17 protein-coding genes are annotated in these 15,281 nt (G+C 61.8%); 14 read left to right on the top strand and 3 right to left on the bottom strand.

Translation table 11 applies throughout. From position 1 onward, the window contains the following. Positions 1-4: 4 nt before the first annotated feature. Together DB032_RS17190 and arcC are read left to right on the top strand one after the other, a co-directional pair. Complete coding sequence (locus DB032_RS17190; RefSeq protein WP_048409588.1) at positions 5-1,015, top strand: ornithine carbamoyltransferase; 1,011 nt, start codon at positions 5-7, stop codon at positions 1,013-1,015. A gap of 131 nt (positions 1,016-1,146) precedes the next feature. Beyond that, on the top strand, positions 1,147-2,091 hold the full coding sequence (gene arcC, locus DB032_RS17185) for a carbamate kinase (protein WP_107800542.1): 945 nt from the start codon (positions 1,147-1,149) through the stop codon (positions 2,089-2,091). A 64-nt stretch (positions 2,092-2,155) separates the two neighbouring features. Here arcC and DB032_RS17180 read toward each other — a convergent pair whose 3' ends face one another. After that, complete coding sequence (locus tag DB032_RS17180) at positions 2,156-3,193, bottom strand: patatin-like phospholipase family protein (RefSeq protein WP_107800541.1); 1,038 nt, start codon at positions 3,191-3,193, stop codon at positions 2,156-2,158. 318 nt (positions 3,194-3,511) lie between these two features. Here DB032_RS17180 and DB032_RS17175 point away from each other — a divergent pair, with 318 nt between their 5' ends. The 4 genes from DB032_RS17175 to DB032_RS17160 are packed head-to-tail and all read left to right on the top strand — an operon-like array spanning position 3,512 to position 6,091. After that, a complete protein-coding gene (locus tag DB032_RS17175) occupies positions 3,512-3,856 on the top strand; it encodes a PadR family transcriptional regulator (RefSeq protein ID WP_107800540.1) in 345 nt (114 codons plus the stop codon). Further along, complete coding sequence (locus DB032_RS17170) at positions 3,853-4,941, top strand: DUF1700 domain-containing protein (protein WP_107800539.1); 1,089 nt, start codon at positions 3,853-3,855, stop codon at positions 4,939-4,941. Before DB032_RS17175 ends, DB032_RS17170 begins: the two co-directional genes overlap by 4 nt. A 35-nt stretch (positions 4,942-4,976) precedes the next feature. Then, positions 4,977-5,267: a hypothetical protein gene (locus tag DB032_RS17165; protein ID WP_146176709.1), complete on the top strand. Its 291-nt coding sequence runs from the start codon at positions 4,977-4,979 to the stop codon at positions 5,265-5,267. Between the two features lie 56 nt (positions 5,268-5,323). Continuing rightward, positions 5,324-6,091, top strand: coding sequence for a hypothetical protein (locus DB032_RS17160; RefSeq protein ID WP_146176708.1), 768 nt, complete (start codon positions 5,324-5,326; stop codon positions 6,089-6,091). A 59-nt stretch (positions 6,092-6,150) separates the two neighbouring features. On the opposite strand, the gene DB032_RS17155 is transcribed toward DB032_RS17160, so the two are convergent. Together DB032_RS17155 and DB032_RS17150 are read right to left on the bottom strand one after the other, a co-directional pair. Beyond that, positions 6,151-6,699, bottom strand: a complete 549-nt coding sequence (locus DB032_RS17155) for an adenine phosphoribosyltransferase (protein WP_019103866.1) — start codon at positions 6,697-6,699, stop codon at positions 6,151-6,153. Between the two features lie 103 nt (positions 6,700-6,802). Further along, positions 6,803-8,101 (bottom strand): NCS2 family permease, encoded by a 1,299-nt coding sequence (locus DB032_RS17150; protein ID WP_107800536.1) that lies wholly within the window; start codon positions 8,099-8,101, stop codon positions 6,803-6,805. Between the two features lie 163 nt (positions 8,102-8,264). Between DB032_RS17150 and gmk the strand changes: the two genes are divergently transcribed. The 8 genes from gmk to dnaG all read left to right on the top strand — a co-directional run bounded on the left by gmk (position 8,265) and on the right by dnaG (position 15,225). Further along, on the top strand, positions 8,265-8,891 hold the full coding sequence (gene gmk, locus DB032_RS17145; protein ID WP_107800535.1) for a guanylate kinase: 627 nt from the start codon (positions 8,265-8,267) through the stop codon (positions 8,889-8,891). A 118-nt stretch (positions 8,892-9,009) separates the two neighbouring features. After that, entirely contained in the window at positions 9,010-9,216 is a 207-nt protein-coding gene (gene rpoZ, locus DB032_RS17140; RefSeq protein ID WP_019103869.1) for a DNA-directed RNA polymerase subunit omega, read from the top strand. Positions 9,217-9,236: 20 nt separating this feature from the next. Beyond that, complete coding sequence (locus tag DB032_RS17135) at positions 9,237-11,393, top strand: bifunctional (p)ppGpp synthetase/guanosine-3',5'-bis(diphosphate) 3'-pyrophosphohydrolase (protein WP_107800534.1); 2,157 nt, start codon at positions 9,237-9,239, stop codon at positions 11,391-11,393. 1 nt (position 11,394) lies between these two features. Further along, complete coding sequence (gene thiS / locus DB032_RS17130; protein WP_107800533.1) at positions 11,395-11,598, top strand: sulfur carrier protein ThiS; 204 nt, start codon at positions 11,395-11,397, stop codon at positions 11,596-11,598. Positions 11,599-11,624: 26 nt separating this feature from the next. Continuing rightward, positions 11,625-12,419: a thiazole synthase gene (locus tag DB032_RS17125; RefSeq protein ID WP_199225925.1), complete on the top strand. Its 795-nt coding sequence runs from the start codon at positions 11,625-11,627 to the stop codon at positions 12,417-12,419. 129 nt (positions 12,420-12,548) lie between these two features. Continuing rightward, positions 12,549-12,761, top strand: coding sequence for a 30S ribosomal protein S21 (rpsU, locus tag DB032_RS17120; RefSeq protein ID WP_039756346.1), 213 nt, complete (start codon positions 12,549-12,551; stop codon positions 12,759-12,761). Between the two features lie 187 nt (positions 12,762-12,948). Further along, positions 12,949-13,395 carry a GatB/YqeY domain-containing protein gene (locus DB032_RS17115; RefSeq protein ID WP_107800531.1) on the top strand — a complete coding sequence of 149 codons (447 nt, stop codon included), beginning with the start codon at positions 12,949-12,951 and terminating at the stop codon, positions 13,393-13,395. 45 nt (positions 13,396-13,440) lie between these two features. Next, positions 13,441-15,225 (top strand): DNA primase, encoded by a 1,785-nt coding sequence (dnaG, locus tag DB032_RS17110; RefSeq protein ID WP_107800530.1) that lies wholly within the window; start codon positions 13,441-13,443, stop codon positions 15,223-15,225. Positions 15,226-15,281 lie beyond the last annotated feature (56 nt).

Genomic DNA, 15,281 nt, shown 5'->3' with positions numbered 1-15,281 from the left:
TATCATGGCTTTCAATCTGCGCAACCGTAACTTCCTCCGCATGCTGGACTTCACCCCGCGCGAAATCCGCTACATGCTCGACCTGGCCCGCGACCTGAAGCGCGCCAAGTACACCGGCACCGAACAGCAGCACCTGAAGGGCAAGAACATCGCCCTGATCTTTGAAAAAACCTCCACCCGTACCCGCTGCGCGTTTGAAGTGGCTTGCTACGACCAGGGCGCCAACGTGACTTACCTTGGGCCGTCCGGTTCGCAAATCGGCATCAAGGAATCGATGAAGGACACCGCCCGCGTGTTGGGCCGCATGTATGACGCGATCGAATACCGCGGCTTCGACCAGCACATGGTGGAAACCGAGCTGGCCAAGTTCGCCGGCGTGCCGGTATACAACGGTCTGACCGATGAATGGCACCCGACCCAGATGCTGGCCGACGTGCTGACCATGTGGGAAAACAGCGACAAGCCCATCTCCCAGATCAGCTACACCTATTTGGGCGACGCCCGCAACAATATGGGCAACTCCCTGCTGGTGATCGGCGCCAAACTGGGCATGGACGTGCGCATCGGCGCGCCCAAGCACCTGTGGCCGACCGACGAACTGGTGGCTCAGTGCCGCGAAATCGCCGCCAAGACCGGTGCACGCATCACGCTGACCGAGGATGCCAAAGCGGCGGTCAAGGGCACCGACTTCATCCACACCGACGTATGGGTATCCATGGGCGAGCCGGCCGAAGTCTGGGCCGAACGCATCAAGCTGCTGAAGCCTTACCAAGTGAACGCCGCGCTGATGGCCGCCGCCGAGAACCTGCAAGTGAAGTTCATGCACTGCCTGCCGGCCTACCACAACAGCGAAACCAAGGTGGGCAAGGAAATCGCCGCGCAATATCCGGACCTGGCCAACGGCATCGAAGTGACTGAGGACGTGTTCGAGTCCGAGGCTTGCATCGCTTTCGAACAGGCCGAAAACCGCATGCACACCATCAAGGCCATCCTGGTGGCCACGCTGGGCGATTGATCCGGCCCTAGGCATCCCTAGCTGCACTTTGCCGGCCAAGGCTTCCCTGACCGGGAACCTTGGCCGGTTTCACATCAAGCACGCGGCTCGCCGTCGCAGACGGCGGGCGCGGCAATAGCGAGGAATAGAATATGCGAGTCGTCGTAGCTCTGGGCGGCAATGCCCTGCAACGTCGCGGCGAGGCCATGACCGCCGACAACCAGCGCGCCAACGTCAAAGTGGCCGCCGAACAACTGGCCGGCGTGACCCGGCTGGGCCACAACCTGGTGATGTGCCACGGCAACGGGCCGCAAGTGGGCCTGCTGGGCCTGCAGAACGACGCCTACGCCCGCCACGTGGACGAAAAAGTGACGCCCTATCCGCTGGACGTGCTGGGCGCGCAGACCGAAGGCATGATCGGCTACATGGTTGAGCAGGAACTGGGCAATGTGCTGCCCTTCGAAGTGCCGATCGCCACCATCCTGACCCAGACCGAAGTGGACGCCAAGGACCCGGCCTTCAAGAATCCGACCAAATTCGTCGGCCCGGTTTACAGCAAGGAAGAGGCGGACAAGCTGGCCGCGGAAAAAGGCTGGACGGTAAAGGCCGACGGCGAATACTTCCGCCGCGTGGTGCCCAGCCCGAAACCGAAGCGCATCTTCGAAATGCGCCCGATCAAGTGGCTGATCGAAAAAGGGGTGGTGGTGATCGCCGCCGGCGGCGGCGGCATCCCCACCATGTACGAGGGCGACAAGCTGGTGGGCGTGGAAGCGGTGATCGACAAGGATCTGGCCTCCGCCTTGCTAGCGCGTGAAATCGACGCCGATTACTTCGTGATCGCCACCGACGTGAAGAGCGTATTCATCGGTTGGGGCACGCCGGAAGCCAAGGCGATCAAGCAGGCGCATCCGGACGAGATGGACAAACTGGGTTTCGCCGCCGGCTCGATGGGCCCGAAAGTGGAGGCGGCTTGCGAGTTTGCTCGTCTGACCGGCAAGAAGGCCGTGATCGGCGCGCTGGAAGACATCGAGAAAATCGTCAAGGGCGAGGCCGGCACGGTGATCTCCACCGAGCAGGCCGGCATCAGCTGGTATTGATGCCGTTTTTGCTTAGCCAAGCGTCAAGGGCTGCCGTCAGGCAGCCCTTTTTTATTGGCGGCGTCTAGCCCAGCAGCTTGCCGCGGTGCTGGCGGAGGAGGTCCTGCCCGGCTTGATAGCCGATCTGGTAGAGCTGGGACAGATTGGAGTGCGACCAGTCCAGCTCCTCGGCGCGGCGTTGCGGGTCAATCAGCTGGTCGAACTGGATCTTCAGCACCTCGGTGCGCGGCCGGCCTTGCTCATCCTTATTGTGCAAGGCTTCGAACAGCTTCAGGTCGTCGCGCGCGATTTCGGTCAGCGGGGTGATGATGGATTGCACCCAGGCGTCGTAAAGGCCGCGCGGCGGATGCAGGAGCCGGTCGCTGCCCAGCACGTCGAACACCAGGGTGTAGTCGATGTGAGGATGATCGCGGAACAATTGCTTGAAGTTCAGCGTGTCTATGGCCGCGCCTTCGATGTAATCGCCGTCGGCCAGCGGATACGGCGGGTAGATGAAGGGAAAGGACAGCGCGGCCAGGAAGTGTTCATGACCGATCTCGCTCTTGTCCCAGCAACGCATCTCGCCGCGGCTGATGTTGTAGGCGTTCAGGTAGAACTGCGGCGCAATGGTCTTGAGGCGGTCGAAATCCACGATCTCCTCGATGAAGGGCACGTGCGCGCACAGGCCTTGGCTGTTGGGGCCCAGATCGCTGGGGCAGAGCGTGGCCAGCAGCAGCGATGTCCAGTCGGCCAGCAGACGCTGCCAAGGTCCTTGATCGGCCTGTTGTTGAATGCTCTGCAACAGGGGGTTCTGGCTTTGCCAGCTGCGCCACAGGTCGGCGGCCGGGCCGGGTTTGTTGAACACCTTGTAGTTGATCGGCAGCAGCCGGTAGATCGGATCGGATACGCCGAGATCGGCCAGCCGCCGCAAATTGTCCAGCGGCGAGCCCTTGCGCGGCGCCGCGTACAAGAGGCCGACGATGGCGCCGGCGCCGGAGGTGGAGATGATGTCGAATTCGACGCCGGCCTCCATCAGCGCGACCAGCGCGCCGGCCATCAAGGTTGCGTTGGGCGCGCCGCCGCCCAAGACCAGCGCGATGCTGGGCCTGTTTGCTTTTGCCATCGGAGTCCTCGTCGAGAGAGTGGCCGGTTGTTGCAACCGGTTGGGATTATGATTTAGTTCAATGTCATTGTTGCTGTTGAATTATGGATGCCAAGACGTATTTTGCAACGCAATATGGTGTCAGTAATGACATTCTGATTTGTTGCGAGAAAGCCGCAGTGACAGTGATTTGTCATTGGGTAATGAAAGATACCTTGCGGTACAAGGTAGTGGTTTGTATAGTGCAATCACAAGCAGATCGATGCCTTGGTCCGTCTATCTATCTTGCAATGCAAGGTAGTTGGGTGGAAAAAACCGGGCGGTTTCAAGGAAGGCAAGATGAAAACCCAGTTGAAGAAGGGGACCCTGGACATGTGCGTATTGGCGGTATTGGCCCAGTCCGACAGCTATGCCTACGAATTGGTCAGCACTTTGTCGCGCACGATGGAAATCAGCGAAGGGACGATCTATCCGTTGATGCGCAGGCTGCAGAACGAATCCTGGGTCAGCACCTATCTGGTGGAGTCGGCGTCCGGGCCGTCGCGTAAATATTACACGCTGACCGAGGCGGGCAAACGGGAGTTGGAATTGATGCGGCGCGAGTGGCAGGAATTCGTCAGCGAAGTGGACAGCGTGCTGAGCCGCCTGCCGGCGGCCGGCCAGCCGGGAGAACAACAAGCATGAACCGCAAAGCGTTTTTGGCGCAATTGGAACAGGCCCTGGCGGGGATGCCGGCCGAGGAAATCCGTGAAATCGTCGCCGACTACCAAGAGTACTTCAGCGACGCGCAAGAAGCCGGCCGCGACGAGGACGAGGTGGTCGCCGCCCTGGGCAGCCCGCAGAAGCTGGCCAAGGAACTGAAGGCGCAGGCGCATTACCGCCAATGGGAAAGCCATCGTTCCTTCGGCAATTTGATGAGGGTGGTGGCTTCGGTCGCCGGCCTGGGCGTGCTGAACTTCTTCCTGGCGCTGCCCTTCATGATCTACCTGCTATGCCTGTCCATAGGCTATATGGTGTCCGGCAGCCTGTTGATCGCCGGCGTGGCGCTGGTGGCGGCCTGGGGCGGCAACAGCCTGTTCGGCTGGCCGGAACTGGAGCCCAGCCTGTCGCCCGAGAACGGCAAGATCGAGTTCAAGCTTCAAGCCGACGGGGAGCCGGTCCACGGCGTGAGCCTGAAGCAGGGGAGGCTGTTGCTGACGCTGGAGGAGGATGAAACCGCCAGCCTGAAGTTGCGTAGCGGAGAGCCGGTCAGGGTCAGTTACGACGGCGGCGAGTTGAAAGTGGACGCCAGCAATCCGGCGGCGCGGCAAACGATCAAACGCGAGAGCGAACGCTCCGTCAGCCTGGAGCGCGGCCAGCTGAGCGCGCTGACGCTGGTTTCGGACGGCGGCGACAGCATGGTGCTGGCGCAGGATGGGGATGGCCGTTCGCTGCGTTGGCGGATGATCTCGGCGCAGGCCTCCGCCGCCGTCGGCGAAGCCGGAGAAGCCGGCGATCTGGTGTTGAACGACGGCGAGAGCTCGCTGGTGATCAAGGATAACCGGCTGTCGCTGAAGGACGGCAAGGACCATATCGAGATCGACGGCATTCCGGGCTTGTCGCTGCAGGGCTCGGCGGCGGTCAGCGGTCTGGTGCTGTTATTGGTTGGCGGATTGGGGCTGGTGTTCTGCGTATGGCTGACGCGGCTGACCTGGCGCGGGCTGGTGCGTTACGTCCGTTATCAGATCGATTTGGTGGCGGGCAGGGGCTTGGGCGGCAACGCGGTGTGAGGAGTGGTGTTTTTGACCGGACTTGGGAGAGAAACATGAAACACGATGCATGCATTCAACAATTGCAGCTGACCATGGAGCGCTTGCCCGAAGCCGAGCTGCGCAAGATTCTCAGCGACTATCGCGAATACATTCGCGAGGCGGTGGCCGATCAGCGCAATGAGAGCCGCCTGATCGCCGCGTGGGCGGATTCGCGACGGACCGTTTCGATTCTTGCGCGCAAAGGCTCGCTGAGCGCTCAGTGGGCGCGCTTGGCCCGCCACGCGGTGGGCGGAATGGCGGCCGCTTGCGGCGTGATCGCGATGTACTGGTTGTTCATGCAGTGAGGAAAACCACCGCCGCCGGCCAAGGCGGCGGCTTCTACTTGGGAAAGGGGTGCGTGATGAGGCGTGGGATAGTGCGCTTGCTGGCATTGACGGGGCTGATGGGCGGCGGGGCGGCTTACGCGGCGGAAGCGCCGATTGAAAAGCTGGTGATCAACGGCGACGCGGCCGTGCTCAAGCTGAGCGCGGACGACAAGCGGCCGTATCAGCTGGACCTGAACAAAAGCAATTGGGACGCCAAGCAGTGCAGCGCCCTGGTGCGGCGCGCAGGCGGCGTGGTCACGATCATGGTCAAGCTCAACGACAAGCTGTTGGGCAGCAGTTGCGGGTTGGAGATCGCCGGCAATCTGAAGCCGGGCAAACAGGTGGAATTGGGGCTGGCTGCGGTCAAGGGGTCGATCCGCGGCGCGTATTCGGCGATCCGGGTGGACAGCCGGGCGGTGGATCTAACGCTGGACGGCAAAGCCGCCAGCCTGTCCATGTCCGCCGACGCGATCAGGGCGCAGGCCAAGGGCGCTTACGACAAGCTGGCGCTCAAGGGGCAGGCGCTGACCTTGGGTTTCGAAGGCAGCAGCCGCGACATGGTTTTTGACGGCCAGGCGGTGAAGGCGAAGGTGAAGCTGACCGACGCCAAGCCCAGCGGCTCCTTGTCGCTGGACGCCACCACCGGCAAGTTGTCGCTGACGCTGCCCAAGTCCGCAACGCTGCAATACGAGGTGCGCGGCACGGCGGCCTCGGTGGACAGCAAGCTGCCCAGCACCGCCGGCGCGCCGCTGAAGTTGAGCGCGCGCGGGCAGGTGCTGAAAGTGGCGGTGGAGGCGGATTAAGACGCGGCCAAACAAAAACGGAGCCCGAGGGCTCCGTTCGCTTGGCCGACGAATCCGGCTCAGTAAGCGCAGACGGTGAACAACTCCAGGCCGCCGTCGCGCACCAGCTTGCCGCCGCCCAGTTCGGGCAGTTCGATGATGGCGGCGGCTTCCAGCACGTCGGCGCCCATGCGCTTCAGCAGCTTGTAGCCAGCCATCATGGTGCCGCCGGTGGCGACCAGATCGTCAATCAGGATGACGCGGTCGCCCGGCTTGCAGGCGTCGGTGTGCATTTCCACCGCGGCGTTGCCGTATTCCAGCTCGTACTCCTCCTCCACCGTGGTGAAGGGCAGCTTGCCGCGTTTGCGGATGGGCACGAAGCCTACGTTCAACTCGTAAGCCAGCACCGAACCGATGATGAAGCCGCGCGCGTCCAGGCCCGCCACCAGGTCCACTTTCTCCATCATGTAGCGATGCACATAGATGTCGATCAGCATGCGGAAGGTTTTGGGGTTCTGCAGCAGCGGGGTGATGTCGCGGAACATCACGCCTTGTTGCGGCCAGTTGGGCACAGTGCGGATCCAGCCTTTCAGATAGCTGGAGTAGTCGAGATTGCTAAGGTTTTCCATGGCCTTATTGTACTTCGAAATAAAGAGAGTCGCCGCGCGCCCCACAAGAAAAAGCCCGCCGCGCAGCGCGGCAGGCTAGGAGTCCGCATCAATTATTGACGTTTCAGTGGAAGAAAGCCAGCTTGAAGATCCACAGCGCGGCGATCACCAGCACCGGCGGCTTTAGGTCGGAGAAACGGCCGGCCAGAATCTTGATCACCGCGTAGCTGATGAAGCCGAAGGCGATGCCGTCGGCGATGGAGAAGGTGAAGGGCATCGCCAGCGCGGTCATCACCGCCGGCGCGGATTCGGTCAGATCGCTCCAGTCGATCTCGGCCAGGCCGCGCGCCATCAGCACCGCCACATAGCACAGCGCGGGCGCGGTGGCGTAGGCGGGCACGGTGGCGGCCAGCGGCGACAGCCATAGCGAGGCCAGGAACAGCAGCGCCACCACCATGGCGGTCAGGCCGGTGCGGCCGCCCACGGCGGTGCCGGCGGCGGACTCGACATAGGCGGTGGTGGACGAAGTGCCCATTACCGCGCCGGCGGTGATCGCCACCGAGTCGGCCAGCAGCGCGCGCTTCAGGCGCGGCAGCTTGCCGTCCTTGTCCAGCAGGCCGGCGCGGTGAGACACGCCCACCAGAGTGCCGGTGGTGTCGAACAGATCGACGAAGAAGAAGACAAAGATCACGCCGATCAGGCCGGCTTGCAAGGCGCCTGCGATATCCATCTGCATGAAGGTGGGCGCCATGCTCGGCACCGGCGCCACCACGCCCTTGAACGGAGACAGGCCCATGGCGATGGACAGCACCGTCACCACCAGGATGCCGATGATGATGGAGCCCGGCACCTTGCGGTATTCCAGCGCCACGATCAGGAAGAAGCCCAGAATGGCCAGCAGGGTGGTGGGCTTGTGGATGTCGCCCAGGGTCAGATAGGTTTCCGGGTGCGGCGCGATCACGCCGGCGTTCTTCAGCGCGATGATGGCGAGGAACATGCCGACGCCGGCGGAAATGGCGAATTTCAGCGACTGCGGGATGGCGTTGACGATGGCTTCGCGCACGCGGAACAGGCTGACCGCCAGGAACACGATGCCGGAGATGAACACCGCGCCCAGCGCGGTTTCCCAGGACAGCCCCATGCCCTTGACCACGCTGAAGGTGAAGTAGGCGTTCAAGCCCATGCCCGGCGCCAGCGCGATCGGGTAATTGGCCACCAGGCCCATGATGGCGGTGCCCAGCGCCGCGGCCAGACAGGTGGCGACGAAGACGGCGTTCAGGTCCATGCCGGTGCTCGACAGGATCAGCGGGTTGACCAGGATGATGTAAGCCATGGTCAAGAAGGTGGTAAAGCCGGCGATGACTTCGGTCTTCACCGTGGTGCCGTTTTCTTTCAGCTTGAAGAAGCTGTCAAGGAATTGCATGGCGAAACGCGCTCCAAAGGAGATAGGTAGGAAAAAAACCAGCCATTTTATTCAGCCTGAAGAGATTTACCTAAATCTTGACGTGAAAATAACTTGGCGATTAACAGCCGGTACGCGCTTATGGTATTCTGGAGAATTACTCATTTGGCAGGAAGTACCTTTCATGAGCCAGCCAACCGGTAATATTTTTATCGTGGTCGCTCCTTCCGGCGCGGGGAAAACCTCGCTAGTGGCGGCCTTGCTCCAGGCGGAGCCGTCTGTGGAACTGTCCATTTCTTATAGCACGCGCGCGCCGCGCAAGGGCGAAGAGGACGGCAAGCATTACCACTTCGTCGATCAGGCCACGTTCAAGTCCATGATCGAACGCGGCGATTTCCTCGAGTACGCGGAAGTCTACGGCAACTACTACGGCACCAGCGCGCCGTGGATACGCAGCCGCCTGGCCGTGGGGCAGGACATTCTGCTGGAGATAGACTGGCAGGGCGCCGAGCAAGTGCGCAAGGTCTTCCCCGAGGCGATAGGCATTTTCATCGCGCCGCCGTCGATAGAAGAGCTGGAGCGCCGCCTGCGCGGACGCGCCACCGACAGCGAGGAAGTGATCCGCCGCCGGCTGGCTTCCGCCCGCGCCGAGATCGACAAGATCGCCGAATACGACTACATCGTGGTCAACGACGATTTCGAGCGCGCCCGCCTCGATCTGATCAGCGTCGTGCGCGCCAATCGGCTGCGCAGCGCCATCCAATGCCGCAAGCTGGCGACGATGCTGGCGCGGATGGGACAGACCGGCTGATCCGACCGTTTGTTGGTGAGTCGACTAAAATTTAGATATAGTGATCCCTCTGGGCGTTGCCGCGGCCGCAAGAACGGCGACCGACAACGCCCTTGGCAACTTTGAAGAAAGAAAGCACATGGCCCGTATTACTGTTGACGATTGCCTGGACCGCATCCAGAACCGTTTCGACCTGACCCTGGCCGCCGCCTACCGCGCGCGCCAAGTGGCTTCCGGCGCCAGCCCCTTCGTTGAAGCCGGCCGCCATAAGCCCACCGTCGTCGCGCTGCGTGAAATCGCCGCCGGCCACGTCGGCAAGGAAGTTCTGAGCCGCGGCAAAGCCTGATTGCAAGTGGGTGGTGGGTTATGGCAACCGGCATTGAGGATGAAATCGACTACGACGCCCTGATCGACAGCGAAGCGCAAGCGTTTTTCGAGTCTGTCGCGCGTTATCTCAAGCCGGAGGACGTCCAGCTGTTGCGGCAGGCTTTCGAAGTCAGCCGCGCAGCGCATGAAGGGCAGACCCGCAAGAGCGGCGAACCCTACATCACCCACCCGCTGGCGGTGGCCTGCATGTTGGCCGAGTGGCGGTTGGACGTGCAGGGCCTCGCCGCCGCCTTGCTGCACGATGTGCTGGAAGACACCGGCGTCACCAAGCCGACGCTGATCGAAAAGTTCGGCAAGATCATCGCCGATCTGGTGGACGGCCTCTCCAAGCTGGAGCGGCTGGAATACCAGACCAAGGAAACCGCGCAGGCGGAAAGCTTCCGCAAAATGGTGCTGGCGATGGCGCGCGACATCCGCGTCATCATCGTCAAGCTGGCGGACCGGCTGCACAATATGCGCACGCTGGATTCGATGCGCGAGGACAAGCGCCGCCGCATCGCGCTGGAAACCTTGGAAATCTACGCGCCGATCGCCAACCGCATCGGCCTGAACAAGGTTTACCGCGAACTCCAGGACTTGGCGTTCAAGCATCTGCACCCGCATCGCTACGGCGTGTTGTCCAAAGCGGTGCGCGCCGCGCGCGGCAATCGCCGCGAAGTGGTCACCAAGATCCTGCAATCCGTCAGCCAGAAGCTGGTGCAGAGCAATATCGAAGCCACGATCAAGGGGCGAGAGAAAAACCTCTACAGCATCTACAAGAAAATGCAGGAAAAACACCTGTCGTTTTCCGAGGTGCTGGACATCTACGGCTTCCGCGTCGTCGTCAACGACATTCCCGGCTGTTACCTGGCCCTGGGCGCGCTGCACAGCCTGTACAAACCGATTCCCGGCAAATTCAAGGATTACATCGCCATTCCCAAGGGTAATGGCTATCAGAGTCTGCACACCACCTTGTTCGGCCCCTACGGCACGCCGGTGGAGATGCAGATCCGCACCCGCGAAATGAATAGCGTGGCCGAGGCCGGCGTGGCCTCGCACTGGATGTACAAGAGCGGCGACGGCGTCAACACCGCGCAGCAGCGCACCCACCAGTGGCTGCAAAAAATCATGGACATGCAGGAGGAGAGCGACGATCCGGTCGAATTCCTCGAGCACATCAAGATCGACCTGTTCCCGGACGAAGTCTACGTGTTCACGCCCAAGGGCAAGATCATGGTGATGCCGCAGGGCGCGACCCCGGTGGACTTCGCCTACGCGGTGCACACTGACATCGGTCACCGCTGCATCGCCGCGCGCGTCAATCACGCGCTGGTGCCGCTGCGCACCGTGCTGCGCAACGGCGACACCGTGGAAATCATCACCTCCACCCAGGCCAAGCCCAATCCGTCCTGGCTGACCTTCGTGCAGAGCGGGCGCGCGCGTTCCGGCATCCGCAACTACCTGAAGAGTTTGCAGCAGGAAGAAGCGGTCGGCCTGGGCGAGAAGCTGCTCAAGCAGGCGATAGGCGCGCTGGCGGTGACGCCGCTGGCCTTGAGCGAGGAGCTGTGGGTGGAGTATCTGGCCGCTTTCGGCGAGAAGCTCGCCTCGCAGCAGGACGTGCTGGCCGACATCGGCGCCGGCAAGCTGATGCCCATCGTGGTGGCGCGCAGGCTGCTGGAGCTGGCCGGCGAGCGCTTGGGCGAGGAAGTGAAAGTGGGGCCGGTGACCATACGCGGCAATGAGGGCGGCATGGTGCAGCTGTCGCCGTGCTGCAACCCGCTGCCGGGCGACGACATTCTGGGCGTCATCACCAAGGGCCAGGGCCTGGTCATCCACCGCAAGGGCTGCCCGAACGCGCGGCGGGCGGATCACGACAAGCTGCTGGACGTCAATTGGGAAGCGCAGCGCGACCGCATGTTCGGCGTTACCGTCGGCGTGCTGTCCCGCAACGAGCGCGGCGCGCTGGCCGACATCGCCACCGCGATTTCTCAGGCCTCGGCCAATATCGAAAGCGCCGACACCCAGGACAGCAGCCGCGACGGCGACGGCCTGTTCAACATCCACTTCCGCTTGCAGGTGGAGGGCGTCGAGCATCTGGAGCGCGTGCTGAGCGCCATCCGCGTGCTGCCGGTGGTGCAGCGCGTGCAAAGGAGATGAGATGCTGAAACTCAAGATCAACGGCGAGGGCCGCGAACTGGGCGGCGTCGCCAATGTGGCCGAGCTGGTGGCGGCGCTGGGCCTTGTCGGCAAGCGTGTGGCGCTGGAAAAGAATGGCGAGATCGTGCCGCGCAGCCGGTATCCGGCCACCGGGCTGGCCGACGGCGACGAACTCGAAATCGTGGTGGCCGTCGGCGGAGGCTGAGCGGCAAAGCTGATAGAGGTGCAGGAGTGGCGGATCAACTGATCATCGCAGGCAAGGCTTACAATTCGCGTTTGCTGGTGGGAACCGGCAAGTATCGGGATTTTGAGGAAACGGCCCGGGCGCTGGACGCGTCGGGAACGGAAATCGTCACCGTCGCCATTCGTCGCGTCAACCTGGGTCAGAATGCCGGCGAACCCAATTTGCTGGACTTTTTGCCGAAAAACCGGTATAACCTTCTCCCCAATACGGCGGGGTGTTATTCCGCCGACGACGCCATTCGCACTTTGCGCCTGGCCAGAGAGCTTCTGGACGACCATCGTCTGGTCAAACTGGAAGTGCTGGGCGATCCGAATACCTTGTTCCCCAACGTCAAGGAAACCCTGAAAGCGGCCGAAGTGCTGGTGGCCGAGGGTTTCGACGTGATGGTGTACACCTCGGACGATCCCATCATCGCCCGGGAGCTGGAGCAAATGGGCTGCTGCGCCATTATGCCGCTGGCCAGCCTGATCGGCTCCGGGATGGGGATTCTGAATCCGTGGAATTTGAAGTTGATTATCGAGCAGTCCAAGGTTCCCGTGCTGGTTGACGCCGGCGTCGGCACCGCGTCCGACGCGGCGATCGCGATGGAACTGGGCTGCGATGGCGTGTTGATGAACACTGCGATTGCCGCCGCGCAACAACCGGTGTTGATGGCCCACGCCATGAAACAGGCTGTAGAAGCAGGCCGATCGGCATATCTTGCCGGCCGGATGCCGAAACGTTTTTATAGTGCAGTACCTAGTTCTCCTAGTGAGGGGGTGATTTCTTCCGTCAAGCCGTGATGCGTAAAGCGCCACAGATTGCTTGGTCGGAACGCTTCAGACTTTTCCAAACCGCGTAAGATTGTTAAAATGCTGTTTTTTATAGCTCCAGCCACGTCTGGACGCTAGGAACTAAGGATACTAGATTCAATGCCGAACATTCGCGTTAAAGAGAACGAGCCGTTTGAAGTTGCAATGCGTCGCTTCAAGCGCGCGGTGGAAAAAACCGGTCTGCTGACCGAACTGCGCGCCCGCGAGTTCTACGAAAAACCGACTGCCGAGCGCAAGCGCAAGCACGCAGCTGCCGTTAAGCGCCACTACAAGCGCATCCGCAGCCAAATGCTGCCGCCGAAACTCTACTAAGAGTTCGTCTGGTCAGTAAGCAGGACCGCAGGCTTAGCCTGCGGTTTTGCCATTTGTAGTTCCCCGTTTGCAGACTCTGACGGCATGGGTTTTGAACGATTCAAAACCAATGTCATCAGGGTTTGACTCTCTAAAGTGCGCGCTCGCCATCGGCGACGAGTGGCGGTCATCTTCCGGAAAGCAAGCAATGAGCCTCAAGCAGCGAATCAGCGACGACATGAAATCTGCAATGAAAGCGCGGGAAAGCGACAAGCTGGCGGCCATCCGTCTGTTGCTGGCGGCCATCAAGCAGAAGGAAGTGGACGAGCGCGTGGAGCTGGACGACGCCGGCGTGGTCGCCGTCATCGACAAGATGCTCAAGCAGCGCCGCGATTCGGTCAGCCAGTACGAGGCAGCTCAGCGTCAGGATTTGGCCGACAAGGAAAAATTCGAGATGGACGTGCTGATGGCCTATATGCCGCAGCAATTGTCCGCCGGAGAGATTGACGCGCTGGTGGCCAAGGCCGTCGCCGACAGCGGCGCCGCCGGCATGCAGGACATGGGCAAGGTGATGGGGCTGTTGCGGCCGCAATTGGCCGGCCGCGCCGATATGGCGCAGGTTTCCGCTTCCATCAAGGCCAAGCTGGCCGGCTAGCCGGCTTCGGGCCGCGTGTGCGGCCCGCGCCATCGGTGACCTTGTTTGATCCCTCAGGATTTTGTCGATCAGTTATTGTCCCGCGTCGATATCGTCGACGTGGTGGACCGTTACGTCCCCTTGAAAAAGGGCGGCCAGAACTATCTGGCCTGCTGCCCGTTTCATAAGGAAAAGTCGCCGTCGTTCACGGTGAGCCCGTCCAAGCAGTTCTATCACTGCTTTGGCTGCGGCGCTCACGGCTCGGCCATCGGCTTCGTGATGGAATACCAGGGGCTGGGCTTCGTCGACGCGGTGAAGCTGCTGGCTGAAGGCATCGGCATGCAGGTGCCGGACAGCCGCGCCCACGCCAACCCGGAAGCCAGCCGCGCCGCGCGCGAGCGCAAGCTGTCGCTGGAACAAATGATGCAGATGGCGGCAGGCTACTACAAACAGCAGCTGAAGTCCGCGCCCAACGCCATTTCCTATCTGAAAGGCCGGGGTTTGAGCGGCGAAGTGGCCGGCCGCTTCGGTCTTGGCTTCGCGCCGGACGGCTGGCAGAACCTGGAAGCGGTGTTTCCGGACTACCAGGACGACAAGCTGGTCGATACCGGCCTGGTCATCGTCAATGAAGAGAAGGGCCAGCGTTACGACCGCTTTCGCGATCGGGTGATGTTCCCCATCCGCAACCAGCGCGGCGCCATCATCGGCTTCGGTGGCCGGGTGATGGGCAAGGGCGAGCCCAAGTATCTGAATTCGCCGGAAACGCCCTTGTTCGAGAAGGGCCGGGAGTTGTACGGCCTCTACGAGGCGCGGCAGGCGATACGGGATAAAAACCGCGTGCTGGTGGTCGAAGGCTATATGGACGTGGTGGCGCTGGCTCAGTTCGGCGTCGCTTACGCGGTGGCCACGCTGGGCACCGCCACCACCGGCGAGCACGCGCGCAAGCTGATGCGCCACGCGGACCAGGTGTACTTCTGCTTCGACGGCGACAAGGCCGGTCAAAAAGCGGCTTGGCGCGCGCTGGAAAACAGCCTGCCGCAATTGCAGGACGGCAAGGCGCTGAACTTTCTGTTCCTGCCGCAGGAACATGATCCGGATAGCTATATCCGCGAGTTCGGCGCCGAGGCCTTCGAAAAAGTATTGGAAGAGCAGAGCCTGCCTCTGTCCGTTTACTTCACCCGCGAGCTGTGTCGCGAGGTGAACCTGACCACGCCGGAAGGCAAGGCCGATCTGATCCGTCAGGCCGCCCCCCTTCTGGCGCAGATTGCCGCTCCGGCACTGGGCTTCATCATCAAGAAAAGACTGGCGGAACTTGCCGGTGTGGATGTCGACGAATTCGACATGTTGACGACGGGCCAAAGGAAGTCGGAGCGCAAAGGCAAGCGGGAGCACCGTTTGCCGGAGGTATCGCATCGTCCGCAACAGTCCTCCATGGTGACGCGCCTGATCAAATGGCTGCTGTTGAATCCTGGTTGGGCTGGCGATGTGCGCTTGCCGGACAGCATGGCGCTGTCCGACGAGCTTGCCTGTTTTGCCATGTTGGCCGAATGCGTGCAAGGGCACGACCAGCCGCCGAATACGGCGCAATTGATGGAAAGCCTGCGTGGCACTCCATATGAAGGGCTGGTGGATAGTGTTCTGCAGCAGGCCATGCAGGATCCGGATGAGTTCGCCGATCCCAGCGAGGAAGATAGGCAGCAGTTTCAGGACGGCGCGGCCAAGCTCCTGAAAATGCTGCATCAAACTCAGGTGGAGCGGCTAAAACAAAAGGACCGGAACGAAGGCCTGACTCCGGAAGAAGTCAGATTGCTAGGGGAATTGCTGCGGGATTTGCTGACGCCAAACGCTTGACGACGTCGCCGCCCCGGCAGATCGCAGAGCGGTCTGGCGTACGCGCCGGACTGCCG

Source organism: Chromobacterium sp. Panama (assembly GCF_003052555.1).
Taxonomy (GTDB): domain Bacteria; phylum Pseudomonadota; class Gammaproteobacteria; order Burkholderiales; family Chromobacteriaceae; genus Chromobacterium.
The sequence above is the reverse complement of the archived record's forward strand: the minus strand, read 5'-3'. Positions and strand labels throughout refer to the sequence as shown.